This is a genomic window from Citrobacter sp. Ct235, from assembly GCF_030332305.1.
GTDB classification, from domain to species: domain Bacteria; phylum Pseudomonadota; class Gammaproteobacteria; order Enterobacterales; family Enterobacteriaceae; genus Citrobacter_A; species Citrobacter_A telavivensis.
The window spans coordinates 243,418-262,216 of the sequence record NZ_JAOWIC010000043.1 but is presented as its reverse complement, the minus strand read 5'-3'; the positions used below and the strand labels follow the sequence as shown (position 1 = coordinate 262,216).

Here is an 18,799-nt window from a genome sequence, read left to right as displayed (position 1 = left end):
TTTCTCAACACACACAATAATCCCATCACACTCTGTACCGGAAACCTACACGATGAAAGAACTTGTGGTCGTTGCCATTGGTGGCAACAGCATTATCAAAGATAACGCCAGCCAGTCGGTTGAACATCAGGCCGAGGCGGTGAAAGCCGTCGCCGATACCGTACTGGAGATGCTGGCATCGGACTACAATATTGTGCTGACCCACGGCAACGGCCCGCAGGTTGGACTGGATTTGCGCCGCGCGGAGATCGCTCATGAACGTGAAGGGCTGCCGCTGACGCCGCTGGCAAACTGTGTCGCCGATACGCAGGGGGGAATTGGCTATCTGATCCAGCAGGCGCTGAATAACCGACTGGCGAAGCGCGGCGAGCAGAAAGCCGTCACCGTCGTCACCCAGGTGGAGGTGGATAAAAACGATCCGGGATTTACCCATCCCACCAAGCCCATTGGCGCGTTCTTTAGCGAAGCCCAGCGCGATGAATTACAGCGGGTTAACCCTGGCTGGCGGTTTGTGGAAGATTCCGGGCGCGGCTACCGTCGGGTTGTCGCGTCACCTGAACCGAAGCGCATTGTTGAGTCGGAAGCGATTAAGGCACTGACTCAGAAGGGCTTTGTCGTTATTGGCGCGGGCGGCGGCGGGATCCCGGTGGTGCGCGGCGAGCAGGGCGATTATCAGAGCGTCGATGCGGTTATCGATAAAGATCTCTCTACCGCGCTGCTGGCGCGCGAGATTCAGGCGGACATTCTGGTTGTCACCACCGGCGTTGAGAAGGTGTGCATTCACTTTGGCAAACCCGAACAGCAGGCGCTGGACTGGGTCGACATCCCTACGATGACCCGTTATATGCAGGAAGGTCACTTCCCGCCGGGCAGTATGCTACCAAAAATTATCGCCAGCCTGGCCTTCCTCCAGCACGGCGGCAAACGCGTCATCATCACTACGCCTGAGTGCTTGCCTGCGGCCATTCGCGGCGAGACGGGCACCCATATCGTCCATTCATAACAGGAAGCAACGATGAAGGAAAACAAAAGCCGCCGTGAGTTTTTGAGCCAGAGCGGGAAGATGGTCACCGCCGCCGCGCTATTGAGTGCTGGCGCGCCGGTCGCCTATGCGGCAACCTCTGGTGCAGCAACCTGTGACGCCAGAGGCACCATGACGATTAACGATACCCATTACTACCTCGACAACGTCCTGCTTGAGACGGGCTTTGACTATGAGGGCACGGTCGCGGTTCACACGCGTACGGCGCTGCAAACCGTGGAGATTCAGGCGGGCAAAATTGTCGCGCTGCGCGACAACAAAAGTCATCCGGACGCCACGCTGCCGCATTACGATGCGGGCGGCAAACTGATGCTGCCGACCACGCGCGACATGCACATCCACCTCGATAAAACGTTCTACGGCGGGCCGTGGCGTTCGCTGAACCGTCCGGCAGGACCACCATTCAGGACATGATCAAACTTGAGCAAAAACTGTTGCCAGAACTGCAGCCCTATACGCAGGAACATGCCGAAAAGCTGATCGACCTGCTGCAGTCGAAAGGGACCACCGTGGCGCGCAGCCACTGTAATATCGAACCGGTCTCTGGCCTCAAAAATCTCGAGGATTTGCAGGCGGTACTGGCACGGCGTAAAGCGGGCTTCGATTGTGAAATCGTGGCGTTCCCACAGCACGGCCTGCTGTTATCGAAATCAGAACCATTGATGCGTGAAGCGATGCAGGCCGGCGCGCACTATGTCGGCGGGCTGGATCCGACTAACGTCGACGGCGCGATGGAAAAATCTCTCGATACTATGTTCCAGATCGCTCTCGATTATAACAAGGGCGTGGACATCCATCTGCATGAAACCAGCCCGGCGGGCGTCGCGGCGGTGAAGTATATGGTTGAAACGGTTGAGAAAACGCCGCAACTGAAGGGCAAGCTGACCATCAGCCACGCCTTTGCGCTGGCGACGATGAATGCACAGCAGGTTGATGAGATTGCCGCACGCATGGCGGCACAGCAAATATCCATCGCGTCAACGGTGCCGATTGGCACGCTGCATATGCCGCTTAAGCAGTTGCACGATAGCGGCGTGATGGTGATGACCGGCACGGACAGCGTGATCGACCACTGGTCGCCTTACGGTCTGGGCGACATGCTGGAGAAGGCTAACCTTTACGCCCAGCTCTATATCCGTCCCAATGAACAAAGCCTTTCCCGCGCGCTGTTCCTTGCGACAGGTAACGTGCTGCCGTTGAACGAGAAAGGTGAGCGTGTCTGGCCGAAAGCGCAGGATGACGCCAGCTTTGTGCTGGTAGACGCCTCCTGTTCTGCCGAGACGGTTGCACGTATTTCACCACGAAGCGCCACGTTCCATAAGGGGCAACTGGTGTGGGGAAGCGTCGCACGCTAAACGGGGGAGAGCCCGCTACGGTTGCGGCGAGACGGTTTTTTCGTAGTGCCAGGCAGTGCCGTGATCGTTGATCGCGTCATAGCGGATCGACGAACACGGCGCACCACGTCCCTGTAGCGGTACCGGGACAGTAGAAAGCGGTGCGATCATGACGCCGCTTGCACTGCCGGCTTCACAGCTTATTCCGGCCAGCGTGATATGCCACGGGGTAGGGTTGGTTATTTGCAACTGATTCTGTGGTTCAGCATACGTCACGCGCAGCTTTTCTGCGTCGCTTTCCTGGAGCGCGCCAATGCCCTGCGGACGGATAAACAGCTTCATGCGGATGCGTAATGGCAGTACCACTTTTTGTGCCGCCTGCGCATCGGTCTGCGTCATGGGGGGAATTTGATACACATTCAGCCAGTAAAGCGCTTCACGATCGCGCGGCAGGGCGGCGGTGTCGGTGAGTTGCAGCGTAATGCTGCGCAACTCGCCGGGCTGCATTTTAAACACCGGCGGCAGCGCGATGACGGGCGTCGTCTCCTCGTTGGGCTGGCTCGACGGATTGCCCGTATCGGTCCAGACCTGAACCAGTGCCGGCTGCTGCGGTGAATTAATCAGCGCCAGCGACGTGCTTTTGTCACCGGCATTAAAAATCACTCGGGTCACTTCGCTATTCACTACCGCGTGGCTGGAGAACGGCAGAACGTTCAGTAGCAACGCGCTACTGAAAGCTAACCACCACCTGAAGTTGTGCATAAACCGATCCTGCTGTAATGGCTTCGCCAGGAATTGCTTCCAGCGAGGCGGTGAATTCACCGTTGTAAAATTCGGTCGAACCGCTTGAGGTTTTACTGGTTAAATCGGCATAGCCATACCACCCTCCGGCGTTGCCCGTCGCGGTCGCCGTCAGATTCGGCAACAGGTTGATGGCGCTACCGCCCAATTTTTCGCTGTAAATACGAATGCCCACGCCGGACGCCACGCCGCTGGCGCCGTAATGGTTATCGAGCAGCCAGGTCCAGGCCCCCGATCCGGTCTTGAGCCCTAACTGGTTCGCCGCATTCGCCGCCGTCAGGTTATTCACCAGAAACCCCATCGCCACATTCGCTTTGCTGGTGGTCGAGACCGCGGTACTGGAAATCGCACCGGTTTCGCATTCGACGGTAATGTTAAAGGGCGTCTGCGCCGTGCCGCCGCCGCTCAGTTCACCGACGCTAATCGGCGGCAGGCGGACGATGGCGGGATAGTCGTCGATCCGACAGGCGGCGCCGCGCACAAAGTAACTTTGACTGGTGAGCGTCCAGCCGCCTGGCCACTGCATAGCACCCCAGCCGTCGTAATTGGTTCTGCTGTCTGCGCCGTCAAAGAGTCCGGAACTCATGCCACCGCCGTGAAAGGCGATATAGCCCGCCGGCCCCGCGTAGGTATAGCCATAGCGATTTGAACCGTTCACGCCTTTCGACGCGTCATCAACCCGAAAAAGCTCAACGAAAACATCGCTGAAGGCGCTGCCAGGGATGTAAATATAGGTCCCGTCATTAAACATCTCGCTTTCAGGGATGAGGCGTGTTTTCCAGTAGCGCGAGTAGTATTGCCCGGTTTTCAGGTTCGTCAGTCGGAGCGCCACGTTTTTGACGTAGGTGTAGTACGCGCCTTCAATACCCGCAACCGCTTCTCTGCCGCCCCAGGCGTCATCGCCGTTGGTGGCGTAATACTCATACACTTTGCCGATTTCTGCGACATCACAGCGGAAATAGATTTGGTTGGCGTTGACGCCCTGGGTGCGGCCGTTAGGCACAAAGCTGGCCGTTGAGCTGGCGAGCAGCGTGCCTTCACTCTGAAAGCCGGTGCCGCTGCTTAAGGTGATGACGCCGGGCAATCCCAGTTTGCCTTTTACTTCGCTATCGCCAACGCCACCCCAACTGGCGCCGACGTAGCCTGCGTCTTTTGCCACCTGCGACAGGTCGTTGGCTGAGGTCACCCTTTTACAGGCAGACCATGCGGGCGGTGTCAGTACGACAGCGACCAGCAGTAGCGGGAGGACAGAGGATAATTTCATGAGTCATCATTCCTGGCGACAAGGTAGCGTGAGTTGATACAACGGCGTGTCGCTCGTCGTCGGCAATTGATACCAGACCTGGCACCGCTGAGCGGCATTTTTGCCCCACTTAACAAACAGCACGCCGGACTGCGCGGCGATTCGGGCGTAGATTTGGCCGCCCTGACCCATGATGCCCACGTCGTCGCCGTTGCCGTCCGTGACGTCCGCGCCCATCGGCGGCAGGCTGCCGTCGGGCAGGGTGGTATTGATCAGCGTCGCTTTGCCGTGAGTGGTCTTGAACGTCACGCGGGAAATCGCCCCTGCATAGGGGACAAGGCGCTTGCTGCCGCCCTGAAGTTCGACGTCATCGGCCATATTCTGGCTGTCGAGACTGATGGTGTTATAGCGATAGGGCGTTAGGGACGGGAGGATCGCGTAGCCGAAACGGTCTACCGTCGCACCCTGACCATTACGTATCGTCGCACCGCGTGCGCCTGGGGCCTCTACCAGTGCGAAGGTATCGCTGGTATACGGGCCAGCGGTAATTCCGCCGCGATGGGCGACCAGCGTACCGGACATGCCCAACCCGTACTGCTGATAGCTGTCACCCCGGGAGGCCCAGGCGCGGAAGGCACCGACGGAGGTGCGGCGTTCAATATTACCGCCCCAGGTTGAGCTGTCGCCGCTGTCATTGTTGTGCTCAATACCGCTGTAGAGCGCCCACGAGGTGGTACTTTTCTCGCCCGTTGTCCCACTCATCCCGACCGTTGCCGTCCGGCTGTCGCGACTGCGGTTCATGTCCAGATTGATCTGCGAACGGCTGGAGCCAAAGTCGAACGGAATCGAAATCCCCAGCGACACGGTGTTTTCGGTGTATTTGCGCTGGTTCTCATTATCGAAATCGCGATCGTTGACGCTGCTGAAGTAGCGGCTGGAGTAAGTGCTACGCTGGCGTGCGGCGCTGACATTGAAGCTGATATCCCGCCAGCTATTGCTGTAGCCGAGCTGTAGTTGAGTGATGCGTGAGGCGTTGTTGTAGTAATCCGACGTGCTGCCGGTAAAGCTCAGCATGCCCCAGTTGCCCATCGGCTGGCTGAGGGTCGCCGAGAAGTTGTTCCGCTGATTGAGCGTGTCGGAGTAGTAGGTGGTGCCGCTTTTTTCCTGGCGACGCACGCCGAGTACGTCCTGCAAATCGCGATAGCCGCTGGTGGAATAGCGATACGCCGCGAGGACCAGGTTGGTTCCGGTGGTGAAGGTCTTACTGTAACTCGCCTCGACGCGCCAGCCCTGTTGCTTCTCGTCATTTTCCACACGGGCGCTGGAAAATACCGTGTTCAGACCGAAGGCGCCGACAGAGGTCGCCAGCACGCCGCCCGCGAGAATGGCCTGATAATTATCCGCCAGTCGCGACCCCATGTTGGCCGTCAGCACGTTGCTCATCCCGCGCTGCAACACACCTTCTATAAACTTATTTTCCACGCTGTAGTACTGACGAACGTAGCCCATCGCCAGCTCGTAGTTCCAGTTACCGGGACGAATCGAGTCTGGTACGGCGGAGTAGGGGACGGTAAAGCGCGATACCTGTCCGTTGGCGTCAATCACATCGACCGTCAGATCGCCCTGACCGCGGGTGTTGTACAGATCGTTAATGACGAAGGCACCGGGCGCGACAGTGGTCTCGTAGATGACTTTTCCCTGCTGGCGCACAACGACATGGGACGTTGTGGTGGCGACGCCGCGCACTTCCGGCGCATAGCCCCGTTTTCCCTGCGGCCACATGCGCTGATCGGTGCTGAGCTTGACGCCGTTGAATGACAGACTGCCAAACAGACTGCTGTTGGTGTAGTTATCACCGAAGGCAATGATGCTGTCCAGCTGCGGCAAAGGCCGTTGTACCGAGGTGGCGACCGCATTGTATTTGTAGTGACCTCCCGTCTGATTGTCATCGGCGTAGCGCAGGTTACCCTGATGACGAACCTGCCAGAGGCCAAGGTTGATCCCACCGTTGATATTGCTCCACAGATAGTCATAGCGCAGATGGCTGTCCGTGTTTTCGGTATGGTAAAAATTGGTGTTGTGGCGCAGAAACAGCGCGGTTTCACCGGCATCCCATTCGGATACCGGAATGAAGCCTCTTGGCGAATGTAACAGCCCCGCCTGAGGAATCACCATGTTCAGGCGTAACGCGCTTAAATCCACTTCCCAGTTGATTTTCTGTCCCAGACTGTCAATTGGCAGACACGCGTCGGGCGTAGAATTTTGCGTTGTACGAATAGCACTGGCGGCAATCAGTTCAGGTGACAGACAGGGCTGAACCCGCGCATTGTCGCCTTCCGGTTTTACCAGCGTGATTGACTCCTGGTGACGAATCAACTGGTTATTGAGATAGACGTCGAGCACATAGTTGCCCGTTGAAAGCGCGTCATCTCGCTGATTAAAGCGATCCAGATCCAGTGTCTTACCCACATCGGAACCCTGCAAAAGCGCCGGGTCAAAGTAATATTCCGCGCACGCCGTCGCCGGGGTTAACGCCAGGCCTATCAGGGGCGCGACGACGTTATAGCGGATAGTCGGCACTGATGCGTGCTCCCTGATCGTTGATCAAGGTAACGCGTACGCGCTGTGCGTCAGCGCCAGAGGTACGCGGAAAGTGAAACGTTTCGCTGGCAAAGGGCGAAATCATGTCGTTTTTGGGGTGCAGAATTTCCGATGAGCGACCGGGTTGCAGGACTGCGACCGTGACAAAATAAGGCTGGTTATTTTTTATGCTTATCGCCAGTTCTTTATTTCCGCTAATACGTTTGACCTGCAGATTTTCCAGCATTTTTTGCGGATCGCCGACGAGACCTGCCGGGCGATAAAAAAGTTTGACCCGATTGCGCAACATAATCAGCAGACTGTTTTGTTTTTCTGTGTGGGTCGCGGATTGTCCGGCATTGGCGGGCGGGATCTGCATGAAATTAAAATAGACCAGCGATTCCCTGTCCTGAGGTAATTCTTTCCCCCGGGTGTAAACAATACGAATGATTTGCCCTTCTCCAGACTGAATACGAAATGCCGGAGGTGTGGCAATAAACGGAACCTGTGCAGATTTATCCGGACCATCGGCCATATTGCCGTTATCGAACCAGCTCTGGACAACATAGGGAATGGCATCTTTATTTTTCAGATGCACATCGGTAGATTTCGCTGCACCATTATAAATAATACGCGTTCCTGTCATCGTAATACTGGCATTCACGTGGCTACAGCAGGCGCTAAAAAAGAGAAACAGGCAACCTGAAATAAACGGACGATAACGATGAGAAGTTCGCATTGTATTTTCCCTGAAGGTGGATGGCGGGAGTTCATTCCCGCCAGGACTACTTTTACTGATAAGAAACGGCGTATTGCAGTGAGGCCAGCACCGTACCGGTGGTGGCGGCACCACCGCTGTAATACTGAGCTTTATAGGTCGCGCTCGCGGAGTCCTTGTTAGCGGCGAGAGAGAGGTCGCCGGTACCGGTAAAGGCGCTGCGGAAGTCAATTTCATCGCCGCTGGTATCGAGGATTTGGATCTCCACATCTGTCGCAGAGCCCGTGCTGCCGAGGTTCCCGGTGGCTGAACTGATGTTGTTGCCAACGAAGACCGTTGAGATCTGCACGCCAGAAGGTGAGCCGGTACAGTTGCTCACACCAACATCAAATGTCGTCGCGCCAGCCACCTGATTGGCATTCAGTTCGGTGGCCGTCACGGTCGGCAGCAATACCACCGGAGAGGCATCAGAGCCATTTACCGATATTGAACAGGTCTCGTCACTCACTTCACCCATAAACGTAATGGTGTTGTCAGAGGCTAGTGCATTCGTGGAAAAGAGCGCAGAGGCCATCAGCGCCGAAAGGAAGGCACGATTTAAGGTCATAATATAAACTCCATTTTTTTCAGTCGTGTTGATTTACCCTGCGGGACAGGGTTCTTCCATGCGCAGGGACATTTATCGCGATGGCTCTGTGCGGGAATGGGGACAAAATAAAATAATTGGTGATTTTCTTAAAAGGTGAATGCTTCCTGTATCAGGAATATCGTAACGGCAATGATTATATTTTCGTAGCGAGAATAAATTCACCCTGGTTAATCAGTTAATTTGTCTGCGTGGATATTACCGAGAATATCCATAAAGAGGAAAATCGTTTAAAACGAACAGATAGATTACTGGTGATAGGTTGAGTCTATTAAAATCTGGAAATAGATCGGCGGTAGCTTTATTAGGAATTTTAGATTATTAGATGATTAATGTTGAAGTGTTTCGCCGGGTGAAAAGCGTATTCCCGCCTGACAGGTTCCCGGACCAGGAAAATTCACACGCTATACATAAAGAAAAATGAATAGTGCACCGTGCTAATTATTTTGCTGATGACATTCAGGGATGAGAATTTTATTTGATTATAGAGTTGCTTCTGGAAGCTTAATGTCGAGGGTTCCAGTAATCGCGGACTGCTCAACATCAAAAAACAAGAAAAATTTTTTTCCTCTGCAATTGATGTCGCGTCATTTTTGCCAGGTTCATGGCAAAAAACGCGGTGTCAGACCCTGAAAGAGATGACTTTTGACAATTTTTTCACCAGCAATTTGTGCCATGCGGTACGCGTTGATTCTTTTGCGCTGACAAACCCTTATCTTCACAACGAGAAAAATGAGGTTTTTTTGGAAAGATGAGTGAGCACAGCGACAGGCGCTGTGCGTCAGAAACGTATTTTCAGGAAGCGTGAACAATCCCCATGTAGCCATGAATGCCCATATAAAGGCCGACCAGACCGATTAGCAGGCTGGAAAAATAGGGCGCTTTTCTTGCCAGTGCGTTGAATCCACTCCAGCGTTTGGCGACCTGGTGGACGCTAACTGCCGCACCCACGCCGACCACCACCAGCGTTATAGCCAGTCCCAGACTAAAGCAGAGCACCATCGTTGCACCGAGAGTAAAGGCTTTCAACTGGATACAAATCAGCAGCACGGTAATCGCTGCGGGGCAGGGGATCAGCCCACCTGTCAGACCGAACAGCAAGATTTGCCCATTGGTCACCTCTTTGCCGTGAAAACGGCGCTGAATATCACTGGCATGCGCACGCTCGTGGGCGTCCTGCCAGGCTTTCGACCCTTCCGACAGTTCCGCCAGAACGTTGTGGTCGTGCTGATGCTCGCGATCGTGATGCGCGTGATCGTGGTGGTCATGATGATCGTGAGCATGATGATCGTGATGATGATCGTGGTCATGGTCGTGATGAGGGGCATGAGCGTGGTCGTCATGCTGCATATCGGTGAGCCAGTTTCGCTCCCCCTGCCACGTCCGCCAGAACATCCAGGTCGCAGTGCCCAGAATAATAAATGCTGAAATCAGTTGCAGCCAGGGCTCCACGGACTCTGCGGTAAACGCCCGACTGATATACATGCCGCCGAGAGCAATCAGCCAGACCACGGCGGTATGGGAGAGCGTTGCCGCCAGTCCCAGCATCACCGCCTGTTTGATGGTCCCTTTAATGGCGATGATAAATGCCGCCATCATCGTCTTCGAGTGGCCGGGCTCCAGTCCATGCAGCACGCCGAGAAGAATCGCGCTGGGAATAAAAAACCACGCGTTACCTTGCTGAAGAAGTGTTGAAAATTCGCCCATGATAATGATTCTTAGTTGCCTGTTTTGCCAGATTCTACTCCCCCCCAGTACCAAATACTACCCCCCAGTAGCAGCGTAATGCTATAATCCACAATGATTTATGTTAATGAGGTGTTGCGATGTCACATACCATCCGGGATAAACAGAAACTAAAAGCCCGAACCAGCAAAATTCAGGGACAGGTCGTTGCGCTGAAGAAAATGCTCGACGAACCCCATGAGTGTGCCGCTGTGTTGCAGCAGATCGCCGCGATACGCGGGGCGGTAAATGGATTAATGCGGGAAGTGATCAAAGGGCATCTGACCGAGCATATCGTTCATCAGAGTGATGAAGAGAAGCGAGAAGAGGATCTGGACGTGGTTCTTAAGGTTCTGGATTCCTATATAAAATAGCCGGGAACGTTGTCCCGACTCTGTGTCTTAGCAATACACTACAGCCTGATTCCGCTGGGAAATATAGCGCTCAACGTGCTTATAGCCACTAATGGATTCCAGCGCATGCAACAGGCAGCAGACCGCCCGGGCATTCGTTCGATCGGTTTCGTCTTCACTATGACTTTGCAACGCCTCTTCGCATAACTTGCGCACGGCAGGTGGAAAGGCGAGTTTTTGCAGAGAGCGCTCCAACTCTCCAAAGGCGAGTTCATTACGTGCCGTAAAGAGCGATAACAATATCGCACTCAGCGCGCGCGTTTCTTCTTCGTAGTATCCCACTTTATATACCTTGTCCATTTCGTTCCCTGTTGTCGGACTCATCTGCGTCTTTGCAAATGCACTGCTGTACCATCCGTCTCTTTAAGCAACAGCGGATAAGATGACTTATCGCCAGAAACCGGATGCGAGTGAATAAACAACGAATTGATTCGTCCACCCATTCTTTTTTCAATTCTTTGCTTGTAGGCGTAGATGCTGCGGATATCCATGTCCAACAGTTGAGCGATCTGGTGCGGATTGCTGCCTGCAACCATATGGCCCAGAATGGTGAACTCCATCTGCGTCAACGTATTCCCTTTGGTGAACGACAAATGCCGTCCGATAAACACCTGGCGGATCTTCTCATTGGCGACATCCAGTCCGTCATCGTGGTAAATGATGGCGGAAATCGCAGGATGTTTTTTACGCCAGTAGTTGGCGAGCGACTGCATGTTGCGATCGCTTATCAAAATAATGCCCATGCGCGTGCTTGCGAGATATTCTATCCACTCTATATCCAAAAACAGGCGTAAAAAGCTGATAGAGAAATCTACAAAAATATAGCCACTAAGTCTGGCGTTGTGATTATTATTTAAAATCCCTTCAATGACCCCCTTATTAAAATAAATGCTTTCTTCTGGCCACATGCAAAAGCAAGCATTGGCACAATACTGTAAGCGGGGTGATTTTTCGGGCATTATTTTACAATGCAAGGTACAACTGCTGCATGTCAAATTCTTTAATTTAACGTCCAGCCCCATATTGAGAGCCTCCCTATCCGTAGATGATTTCATAATTTCATCCGTTTTAAAACATGTCAATACTCAACAAAATGCAACTTTGATAGAGAGAAAATCCGAAAATTTATTTATTGCTATTATTCTTAATCGTGACTTTTGTTAGGGCGTTGCCTCTGTATCAATTCAGGTTTCTATCGGGGTCATTCTCCAACGGGCGAAGCATGAAAAAACGCCTCCAGGAATTTTGTAACAACCACCAGGAAAATCTATATTGCAAAAATGTTTAAGTTTTATCGCTAAATGGCATTAATGGCAAAAAGTTGAACTTATGTTAAATTGTCTGAAACAATTGTAACAATGCTTTTGTCTTTTATTAAGTAATGCTATTTATCTGTTTGTCCGTTTTTTAAACGTGAAACAATAATAATGAGTGCTGAGTGATAAAGCATCTAAAATGGTCTTAATTAAGAATACATGATCTTTTTCAGCTGGAAGTGTATTGATTTATAAGAAATTTTATTTTTGAGCTATGACCGCACTGACATATCTATTATATATTTGGTGATCTCTGTATAAGATTTTTGTAGCATGTCATTCATCAAGTAAATGCGAGAATGCACACCGTGTTTGAGAAGTACACGCACACAACATTATACACAATTAATAACCTGGTTGACTTTCACCCGGGTGACAGAACGCTGACAAATAAAAATACGCAAAAAACGGTCATTCTTCAAAACCCTGCGAGTTTCATTCTTTTATATCTCCTCACAAATTGTGGGGTTGTTATTCCACAAACTCAGCTCGTAGAGGTGGGCTGGGGGGATAAAAACACTATCACCTCCGTCAATACGTTATATCAGACGGTGCTCACGCTCAGAAATGCGTTAACTGAAGTCGGGTTGCCGCGCGATCTGATTAAAACCGTTGCCCGGCGCGGTATGATGATGACCGCAGAAATTCAACGTACGGAGATGGAATCGGTTGATAATGCGGGAGAGGACGTTACCGGGGAGGAGTCAACATCACCCGCGCTGACGGCAACTCCGCTCAAAATGCGGCCTTCAAGGGAAACGCTAATGGTGGGGGCCGTTTTACTGTCGGTATTGCTGATCGGTGTCGGCCTTTCTTTTGGTTTGTTATATCCGACGGCGGAATCGCTGTTTTCTTCCTATACTATTGTCGATACCACCTCCTTTTCATCCTGTACTCTGTTACTGAAAGGCAATAGTACGCTAAATACTCGCTATGCAACATTCCTGACAAGACACCCGGATATCTGTCAGAGCCATAAATATGTGTATCTCTCGGGAATGAACAGCGCGAAAAATATTGCGGCAGTCGCCTGTCAGTTAGATATAAGGGAAAGCCCTCAGACCAAATGTACGACGTGGTACTCGATTAATGATAAAAATTAAAATAGTAGTATTCATTTTACTGGTTGTAGTAGTGATATTGGCAAGCGCAGGTTATTGGTATTCACATAAAGGCAAAAATGGGATTGATTGCCAGGGGCGCGTGGTATGGGAAATTAATAATGAGGAGTTCCGGGGAGACGTCGCCTACCAGATGCAGAATAACCAGGGGATAGTCACAATCACCGGCGATTTGCATACGCCGGAAACTGATAATTATAAAATTAGCCGGATTATCTATTTCACTTATTACAAGGTGCGGGACAACTATGTTATTAGCAGCAATAACCTCGTGCGGTTTCCGAGTGATAATTTAGAGGCGAAAAAAGGATACCGGTCACTGCCCTCGCTCTATCTCTCCGAGCGTGCTTCTTTTTCGCTATTGATTAAACGTTATCGGGAAGGGTGGGTCTTTACGACGGTAGGCGCCCCTTCGCTGCTGTGTCGCAGTATTGAGTAAACGGCCCGGACGAGCCGTTTACTCCAGCATTAGCCGAGAAACATCACGGACACGCAGAGCAGGCCGACAATCAGGGTGATCAGATTACCTGGAGAACGGTACGGTTTTAACGCCGGGATCAGGTATGTCGACAGGGTCGGCATAATGAACAAAATCATGGCGATGAGCGGTCCGCTGATGGCGTAAATCATCGAGATGGCATTCGGGTTGATGCAGCAGACAATAAAGGTGATAGCTGATACCAGCATGATGGACAGGGCGCGGTTAAAGGCCCGGCTTTTCTTCACACCAACTTGTTGCAGACCGGTTTTGACCACCTCGGTTGCCCCTTCGATAACGCCAAAGTAGGTGCCGAGAAAGGATTTCGACATTGCCACCACGGCGACAATGATACCCGAAACAGAGAGCCACGCCGGGGCGGCAGGCATCATGGATAAGGCCGAAAGGATAGTGACGCCCTCATTTTTGGCGGCTTCGATATACGACGGCGGAATCGATAACAGGCAGCTAAAGACGAAGAACAGCACGCTTAAGCAGATAATCAGATAGGCTACCTTCATGATTTTTTTGCATTTACCCATGGCCAGCTCGCCATATTTCTCACGTCTGTCGATGGCAAACGTGGAGATAATAGGCGTATGGCTAAAAGCAAAAACCATCACCGGAATCGATATCCAGACCTGACGCAGGGTGTGCTGATCGAACGCCATTTGTCCCGTGAGCAACGAGGGTTGCCAACTGCCGGTCAGATACAGCGAGAGAAATAAGAAGTAAGCGATCAGCGGGAACACCAAAAATCCCATCACCCGAATGGTCGCATGGCGGCCCATCAGGAAAATCAGGTTCAGGATTAACACCACACCGAGGCTGACGCCCATGCGGATGCCCAGGCTAATCTCAAGATACCGGGCTAACTGCTCTGTCAGGGAGTTGGTTATGGCGACGGCATAAATCAGAACCACAACAAAAAAGGCAACAAAGTACAGCGTGGTGATGAGGCTGCCGATCTTCTTACCATAATAATGTGTCACCGCGCCGGTGATCCCTTCTCCTGCGGAGGTTTTAGACGAGAGAATGAACTGACATAAGGCTCTGTGCGGCCAGTATGTGAGAGGCCAGGCGACCAGGGCGGTGACAAACAATACCATCGCGCCCGCGGAGCCAAGCTGGATGGGGAGAAACAGGGTTCCTGCGCCAACGGCCGTCCCATATAACGCAAAGCTCCAGAGCGTCTCTTCTTTTGACCAAATTTTCGACATTTCTTGAACGTATCAACTATAAAATAAACAAAAAGAAGCGCAATTTACCATAAATGAGCGGGCGGGCGTGAGGACTGAACGGGAGAAGGGGTGGCAACGGGCCTTGCCGGAACCCAGGTGATTCCGGCAAATGTGTGAATTATCAGGCAGTCACGCGCTGTTCGCGACGCTTCATAACGCGTACGCGTAACGTGTCGTAAGCCCAGTTGTAGAACATGGTGTAGGGCAGGAAGAACAGGAAGAAGCCAATCTCCAGCGTAAAGGCCTGTATCAGGCTAACGTTTAGCACGTATGCCACGATACTCACGCCAATGACGATAAAGCCGCTTTCAAACCCCAGCGCGTGAAATGCACGCACTTTCGCCGTTCGCTTCACCAGATGTGAAGGCCAGAAACGGTCAAACAGCGCGTTGTAGATGATGTTCCAGATCATCGCTGTGGTCGCCAGCAGGATCGTCAGTCCGCCCATTTCCAGCACCGATCGCTGCATTAACCAGGCCGTGGTCGGTGCCAGGATCGCCGTGGCAATCCCTTCAAAACATACGGCGTGGAAGACACGCTCCAGTAACGAACGACGTTGAACCGCATTGTGTTGCATAACTTACCTTTATTAAAAACGCCCGGATAACGGAATAGAGGGTATTTTATCGCTTTATATGATATCTAAAAGATAGTATCCATCGATAAAGTAGATAGTTTATGCGTTACTCACCTGAAGCTTTAACCGCATTTGTCGAGACCGTTTCCTGTGGGTCTTTCTCGGCTGCAGCACGCAGACTGCGTAAAAGTCAGTCCACCATTAGCACGGCGATTGCCCATCTTGAAGCCGATCTTGGCGTTCAACTTTTTGACCGTTCCTCGCGTCAGCCGGTGCTGACGGAAGAAGGAAAGAAAGTGCTCGTCTACGTTCAGGCGATTCTCTCGGCCAGCGAGCGTCTTGATGAGGTAGCGCTTTCGCTGGCCGGAGAAACCGAAGCGCGGCTGACGTTTGTGCTCTCCGACACCCTGCACCCCGATGTACTGGAGGAACTGATGGTGCAGTTTGATCGCCAGTTTCCGCATACCGAGTTTGAGTGCCTGATTGGTGAAGATGTCGACGTCATCGATCTGCTGCAAAAAGAGCGGGCGCAGGTCGGTTTGATTGAAGCCAGGGACCACTATCCCACCGATATCGGTGCGACGCGCTTGCCGATGCAAACGTGGATGGGGCTCTACGTTGCCGCTTCCCATCCCCTGGCGAAAGAGAAGAAACTGCAATGGGATCAGCTGCACGTCTGGCGTGAGTTGCGCCTTAACACCTACATCGATCGTGGCGCTCCGCTTGCCCGTGGTCCGGTGTGGTCCGCGCCGAACTATTTGCTGTTGTTGAGTATGGCAGTACAGGGTTTTGGCTGGTGTGCGCTCCCCTGTGCGTTGGTGGAGGAATTTGCGGCGGAAAAACCACTGATGCAACTCGATGTTCCGGGATGGCCCAAAGCGATTGCTATCGATCTGCTCTGGAACAAAAAATCACCGCCCGGCGCGGCAGGGAACTGGCTGAGATACCATTTACAGCAAGGCAGTGTCCCTGGTCGCGGGGCGTTATAACGATTTCCTTTGTGATAAAACTCACTTTTCTTAAACAATCAAGATAACTATTTTTAACAATCCTCTACTATTGCGGTGTTATTTTGCGCTGAGGTCGTAATGAAAGAGGTGGTGATAGTCGGGGCGTTGCGTACGCCAATTGGTTGTTTTCAGGGGACGCTGGCACGTCATTCTGCCGTGGAATTGGGCAGTATGGTGGTCAAAGCGTTGATTGAAGCCAGCGGCGTGAAGGCGCATGCCGTTGATGAAGTGATCCTCGGGCAGGTGCTGACGGCGGGGGCGGGACAAAACCCGGCGCGTCAGTCAGCAATCAAAGGGGGATTACCGAATACCGTTTCTGCTATCACCATCAACGACGTTTGTGGCTCAGGGCTTAAAGCGCTGCATCTTGCCACGCAGGCGATCCAGTGTGGCGAAGCGGACATTGTGATTGCGGGTGGGCAAGAGAACATGAGCCGTGCGCCGCATGTCCTCACCGACAGCCGAACCGGCGCGCAGTTGGGCAACAGCCAACTGGTTGACAGTCTGGTGCACGATGGCCTGTGGGATGCCTTCAATGATTACCACATGGGCGTGACCGCCGAGAATCTGGCGCGTGAATACGGCATCAGCCGGGAACTGCAGGATGCGTATGCCCTCAGTTCGCAGCAAAAGGCGCGAGCGGCCATCGATGCCGGTCGCTTTAAAGCGGAAATTGTTCCGGTTGCCACCCAGCGTAATGGGCAAACCGTGATGGTGGATACTGACGAGCAGCCGCGAACCGATGCCAGCGCAGAAGGTCTGGCGCGGCTGGATCCGGCCTTCGAACTGTCAGGATCGGTGACCGCCGGCAATGCTTCTTCGATTAATGATGGCGCAGCGGCGGTGATGATGATGAGCGAGTCCAAAGCGCAGGAGCTGGATTTGCCCGTGCTGGCCCGCATCCGCGCTTTTGCCAGCGTCGGCGTAGATCCTGCTCTGATGGGCATTGCCCCCGTGTATGCCACTCGCCGCTGTCTGGAGCGGGTCGGCTGGCAGCTGGCCGATGTGGATCTCATTGAAGCGAATGAGGCGTTTGCCGCCCAGGCGCTTTCCGTGGGCAAAATGCTGGAGTGGGACGAGCGCCGGGTGAACGTCAACGGCGGCGCGATTGCCCTTGGACATCCGATTGGCGCTTCCGGCTGTCGTATTCTGGTTTCTCTGGTTCACGAAATGGTCAAACGCAATGCCCGCAAAGGTCTGGCGACGCTGTGCATTGGCGGTGGGCAAGGCGTAGCATTAGCCATCGAACGCGATTAACTCCCCTTTTTTCTCTCCCTCTACATTCCATTCATAGCCGTTATGCCGTGCGAGAAATCGTGACGGCATTACTGCGTTTTGTTTTGTATTCCCTTCATTATTAGCATCAGACAGATGAACTAAGCGAATGAACTTACAGCGGTTTGCCTGGGAGTGGGGGTGTCGCAGACTCGGGGTTAAATCCTATTTCTTTGTTTTACTATACGATTTTACCCCTGCGCTTAATCATGGAATGAATCGATCGTGATCGGAATTACACTTTTGACAATAAGATGCAGAAAAAGTGAAACGATGTTTTATTTGTAATTGAAAACGGGTTCCTGGAGGACTATCATGGGCGCATAACGTAAAACGGAACAGCGTTTCGCTCTCCGTCGAGGAATTCCCGCTCAGTACATCACTGGAGGTAAATGTGGACGTAAGACAAAGTATTCACAGCGCGCACGCCAAAACACTGGATACCCAGGGGCTACGCAAGGAGTTTTTGGTTGAGAAAGTGTTCGTGGCTGACGAATACACAATGGTTTACAGCCACATTGACCGCATCATCGTCGGCGGCATTATGCCGGTGGCAAAAACGGTCTCCGTCGGCGGCGAAGTCGGTAAACAACTCGGTGTGACCTATTTCCTGGAACGTCGCGAACTGGGTGTGATCAACATCGGCGGCGCAGGCACCATCATCGTCGACGGTCAGTGCTATGAAATCGGCCACCGCGACGCGCTGTATGTCGGCAAAGGGGCAAAAGAAGTGGTCTTCGCCAGCGTGGATAGCGCGACGCCAGCCAAGTTCTACTACAACTGCGCGCCGGCTCATACCACCTACCCAACCAAAAAAGTGACGCCTGCCGATGTTGCGCCCGTGACGTTAGGCGACAATCTCACCAGTAACCGTCGCACCATCAATAAATATTTCGTGCCGGATGTGCTGGAGACCTGCCAGCTGAGCATGGGCCTTACCGAACTGGCACCGGGCAACCTGTGGAACACTATGCCGTGCCACACCCATGAACGCCGCATGGAAGTGTACTTCTATTTCAATATGGAAGAAGACACCTGTGTCTTCCATATGATGGGGCAGCCTCAGGAAACGCGTCATATCGTTATGCACAATGAACAGGCGGTCATTTCGCCAAGCTGGTCGATCCACTCCGGGGTGGGGACCAAAGCCTATACCTTCATTTGGGGCATGGTCGGTGAAAACCAGGTCTTTGATGACATGGACCACGTTGCGGTGAAAGATCTGCGCTAGTCGCGGGCGCTCATAACGCCTGTCCGTGACAGGTATGAAAAACTAAGG

Annotated in this window: 17 protein-coding genes and 1 pseudogene; 8 read left to right on the top strand and 10 right to left on the bottom strand. The window is 52.8% G+C overall.

Annotation, left to right across the window (positions count from 1 at the left end; genetic code table 11):
* Positions 1-52 precede the first annotated feature (52 nt).
* Complete coding sequence (locus OGY35_RS10375) at positions 53-1,003, top strand: carbamate kinase family protein (protein WP_152402323.1); 951 nt, start codon at positions 53-55, stop codon at positions 1,001-1,003.
* A 12-nt stretch (positions 1,004-1,015) separates the two neighbouring features.
* Positions 1,016-2,397 (top strand): annotated as a pseudogene (locus OGY35_RS10370) (amidohydrolase family protein).
* Between the two features lie 15 nt (positions 2,398-2,412).
* Here the strand turns inward: OGY35_RS10370 and OGY35_RS10365 are convergent.
* The 6 genes from OGY35_RS10365 to OGY35_RS10340 form a co-directional block, all read right to left on the bottom strand.
* Complete coding sequence (locus OGY35_RS10365; protein ID WP_286632222.1) at positions 2,413-3,138, bottom strand: fimbria/pilus periplasmic chaperone; 726 nt, start codon at positions 3,136-3,138, stop codon at positions 2,413-2,415.
* Positions 3,104-4,441: a fimbrial usher protein StbD gene (gene stbD / locus OGY35_RS10360; protein WP_152402330.1), complete on the bottom strand. Its 1,338-nt coding sequence runs from the start codon at positions 4,439-4,441 to the stop codon at positions 3,104-3,106. The genes OGY35_RS10365 and stbD overlap by 35 nt, the downstream gene beginning before the upstream one ends.
* 6 nt (positions 4,442-4,447) lie before the next feature.
* On the bottom strand, positions 4,448-7,000 hold the full coding sequence (locus tag OGY35_RS10355; RefSeq protein ID WP_286632221.1) for a fimbrial outer membrane usher protein: 2,553 nt from the start codon (positions 6,998-7,000) through the stop codon (positions 4,448-4,450).
* Positions 6,981-7,739 (bottom strand): fimbria/pilus periplasmic chaperone, encoded by a 759-nt coding sequence (locus OGY35_RS10350; RefSeq protein WP_286632220.1) that lies wholly within the window; start codon positions 7,737-7,739, stop codon positions 6,981-6,983. Before OGY35_RS10350 ends, OGY35_RS10355 begins: the two co-directional genes overlap by 20 nt.
* Positions 7,740-7,791: 52 nt before the next feature.
* Complete coding sequence (locus tag OGY35_RS10345) at positions 7,792-8,325, bottom strand: fimbrial protein (protein WP_152402337.1); 534 nt, start codon at positions 8,323-8,325, stop codon at positions 7,792-7,794.
* Between the two features lie 834 nt (positions 8,326-9,159).
* The gene (locus tag OGY35_RS10340; RefSeq protein WP_286632219.1) at positions 9,160-10,071 is read right to left on the bottom strand and encodes a nickel/cobalt efflux protein RcnA; all 912 of its coding nucleotides are present in this window, start codon (positions 10,069-10,071) and stop codon (positions 9,160-9,162) included.
* Between the two features lie 119 nt (positions 10,072-10,190).
* Here OGY35_RS10340 and rcnR point away from each other — a divergent pair, with 119 nt between their 5' ends.
* Entirely contained in the window at positions 10,191-10,463 is a 273-nt protein-coding gene (gene rcnR, locus OGY35_RS10335) for a Ni(II)/Co(II)-binding transcriptional repressor RcnR (protein ID WP_042999451.1), read from the top strand.
* Positions 10,464-10,490: 27 nt separating this feature from the next.
* On the opposite strand, the gene OGY35_RS10330 is transcribed toward rcnR, so the two are convergent.
* Together OGY35_RS10330 and OGY35_RS10325 are read right to left on the bottom strand one after the other, a co-directional pair.
* Positions 10,491-10,802: a hypothetical protein gene (locus tag OGY35_RS10330; RefSeq protein ID WP_178824512.1), complete on the bottom strand. Its 312-nt coding sequence runs from the start codon at positions 10,800-10,802 to the stop codon at positions 10,491-10,493.
* A gap of 20 nt (positions 10,803-10,822) precedes the next feature.
* Positions 10,823-11,524, bottom strand: coding sequence for a helix-turn-helix transcriptional regulator (locus tag OGY35_RS10325; protein WP_152406264.1), 702 nt, complete (start codon positions 11,522-11,524; stop codon positions 10,823-10,825).
* Positions 11,525-12,117: 593 nt separating this feature from the next.
* Between OGY35_RS10325 and OGY35_RS10320 the strand changes: the two genes are divergently transcribed.
* Together OGY35_RS10320 and OGY35_RS10315 are read left to right on the top strand one after the other, a co-directional pair.
* Complete coding sequence (locus OGY35_RS10320; protein WP_286632218.1) at positions 12,118-12,921, top strand: winged helix-turn-helix domain-containing protein; 804 nt, start codon at positions 12,118-12,120, stop codon at positions 12,919-12,921.
* On the top strand, positions 12,908-13,378 hold the full coding sequence (locus OGY35_RS10315; RefSeq protein ID WP_286632217.1) for a YqeJ family protein: 471 nt from the start codon (positions 12,908-12,910) through the stop codon (positions 13,376-13,378). The genes OGY35_RS10320 and OGY35_RS10315 overlap by 14 nt, the downstream gene beginning before the upstream one ends.
* Positions 13,379-13,407: 29 nt before the next feature.
* Here OGY35_RS10315 and OGY35_RS10310 read toward each other — a convergent pair whose 3' ends face one another.
* The gene (locus OGY35_RS10310) at positions 13,408-14,637 is read right to left on the bottom strand and encodes an amino acid permease (protein ID WP_286632216.1); all 1,230 of its coding nucleotides are present in this window, start codon (positions 14,635-14,637) and stop codon (positions 13,408-13,410) included.
* Between the two features lie 142 nt (positions 14,638-14,779).
* Complete coding sequence (locus tag OGY35_RS10305) at positions 14,780-15,235, bottom strand: multidrug/biocide efflux PACE transporter (protein WP_152402346.1); 456 nt, start codon at positions 15,233-15,235, stop codon at positions 14,780-14,782.
* A 101-nt stretch (positions 15,236-15,336) separates the two neighbouring features.
* On the opposite strand from OGY35_RS10305, the gene OGY35_RS10300 reads away from it, so the two are divergent.
* The 3 genes from OGY35_RS10300 to kduI all read left to right on the top strand — a co-directional run bounded on the left by OGY35_RS10300 (position 15,337) and on the right by kduI (position 18,751).
* Entirely contained in the window at positions 15,337-16,224 is an 888-nt protein-coding gene (locus OGY35_RS10300; protein WP_152402347.1) for a LysR family transcriptional regulator, read from the top strand.
* 99 nt (positions 16,225-16,323) lie between these two features.
* The gene (locus OGY35_RS10295; protein WP_125369812.1) at positions 16,324-17,502 is read left to right on the top strand and encodes an acetyl-CoA C-acetyltransferase; all 1,179 of its coding nucleotides are present in this window, start codon (positions 16,324-16,326) and stop codon (positions 17,500-17,502) included.
* A 412-nt stretch (positions 17,503-17,914) separates the two neighbouring features.
* Complete coding sequence (gene kduI / locus OGY35_RS10290) at positions 17,915-18,751, top strand: 5-dehydro-4-deoxy-D-glucuronate isomerase (protein WP_286632214.1); 837 nt, start codon at positions 17,915-17,917, stop codon at positions 18,749-18,751.
* The last annotated feature ends 48 nt before the right edge of the window (positions 18,752-18,799 follow it).

Coding starts and splice junctions, on each gene's coding strand:
- OGY35_RS10325 (WP_152406264.1), bottom strand. CDS start 11,524: ATGGGGCTGGACGTTAAATTAAAGAATTTGACATGCAGCAGTTGTACC.
- OGY35_RS10345 (WP_152402337.1), bottom strand. CDS start 8,325: ATGACCTTAAATCGTGCCTTCCTTTCGGCGCTGATGGCCTCTGCGCTC.
- OGY35_RS10305 (WP_152402346.1), bottom strand. CDS start 15,235: ATGCAACACAATGCGGTTCAACGTCGTTCGTTACTGGAGCGTGTCTTC.
- OGY35_RS10320 (WP_286632218.1), top strand. CDS start 12,118: ATGCACACCGTGTTTGAGAAGTACACGCACACAACATTATACACAATT.
- OGY35_RS10300 (WP_152402347.1), top strand. CDS start 15,337: ATGCGTTACTCACCTGAAGCTTTAACCGCATTTGTCGAGACCGTTTCC.
- OGY35_RS10375 (WP_152402323.1), top strand. CDS start 53: ATGAAAGAACTTGTGGTCGTTGCCATTGGTGGCAACAGCATTATCAAA.
- OGY35_RS10310 (WP_286632216.1), bottom strand. CDS start 14,637: ATGTCGAAAATTTGGTCAAAAGAAGAGACGCTCTGGAGCTTTGCGTTA.
- OGY35_RS10350 (WP_286632220.1), bottom strand. CDS start 7,739: ATGCGAACTTCTCATCGTTATCGTCCGTTTATTTCAGGTTGCCTGTTT.
- stbD (WP_152402330.1), bottom strand. CDS start 4,441: ATGAAATTATCCTCTGTCCTCCCGCTACTGCTGGTCGCTGTCGTACTG.
- rcnR (WP_042999451.1), top strand. CDS start 10,191: ATGTCACATACCATCCGGGATAAACAGAAACTAAAAGCCCGAACCAGC.
- OGY35_RS10365 (WP_286632222.1), bottom strand. CDS start 3,138: ATGCACAACTTCAGGTGGTGGTTAGCTTTCAGTAGCGCGTTGCTACTG.
- OGY35_RS10295 (WP_125369812.1), top strand. CDS start 16,324: ATGAAAGAGGTGGTGATAGTCGGGGCGTTGCGTACGCCAATTGGTTGT.
- OGY35_RS10340 (WP_286632219.1), bottom strand. CDS start 10,071: ATGGGCGAATTTTCAACACTTCTTCAGCAAGGTAACGCGTGGTTTTTT.
- OGY35_RS10315 (WP_286632217.1), top strand. CDS start 12,908: ATGATAAAAATTAAAATAGTAGTATTCATTTTACTGGTTGTAGTAGTG.
- OGY35_RS10330 (WP_178824512.1), bottom strand. CDS start 10,802: ATGGACAAGGTATATAAAGTGGGATACTACGAAGAAGAAACGCGCGCG.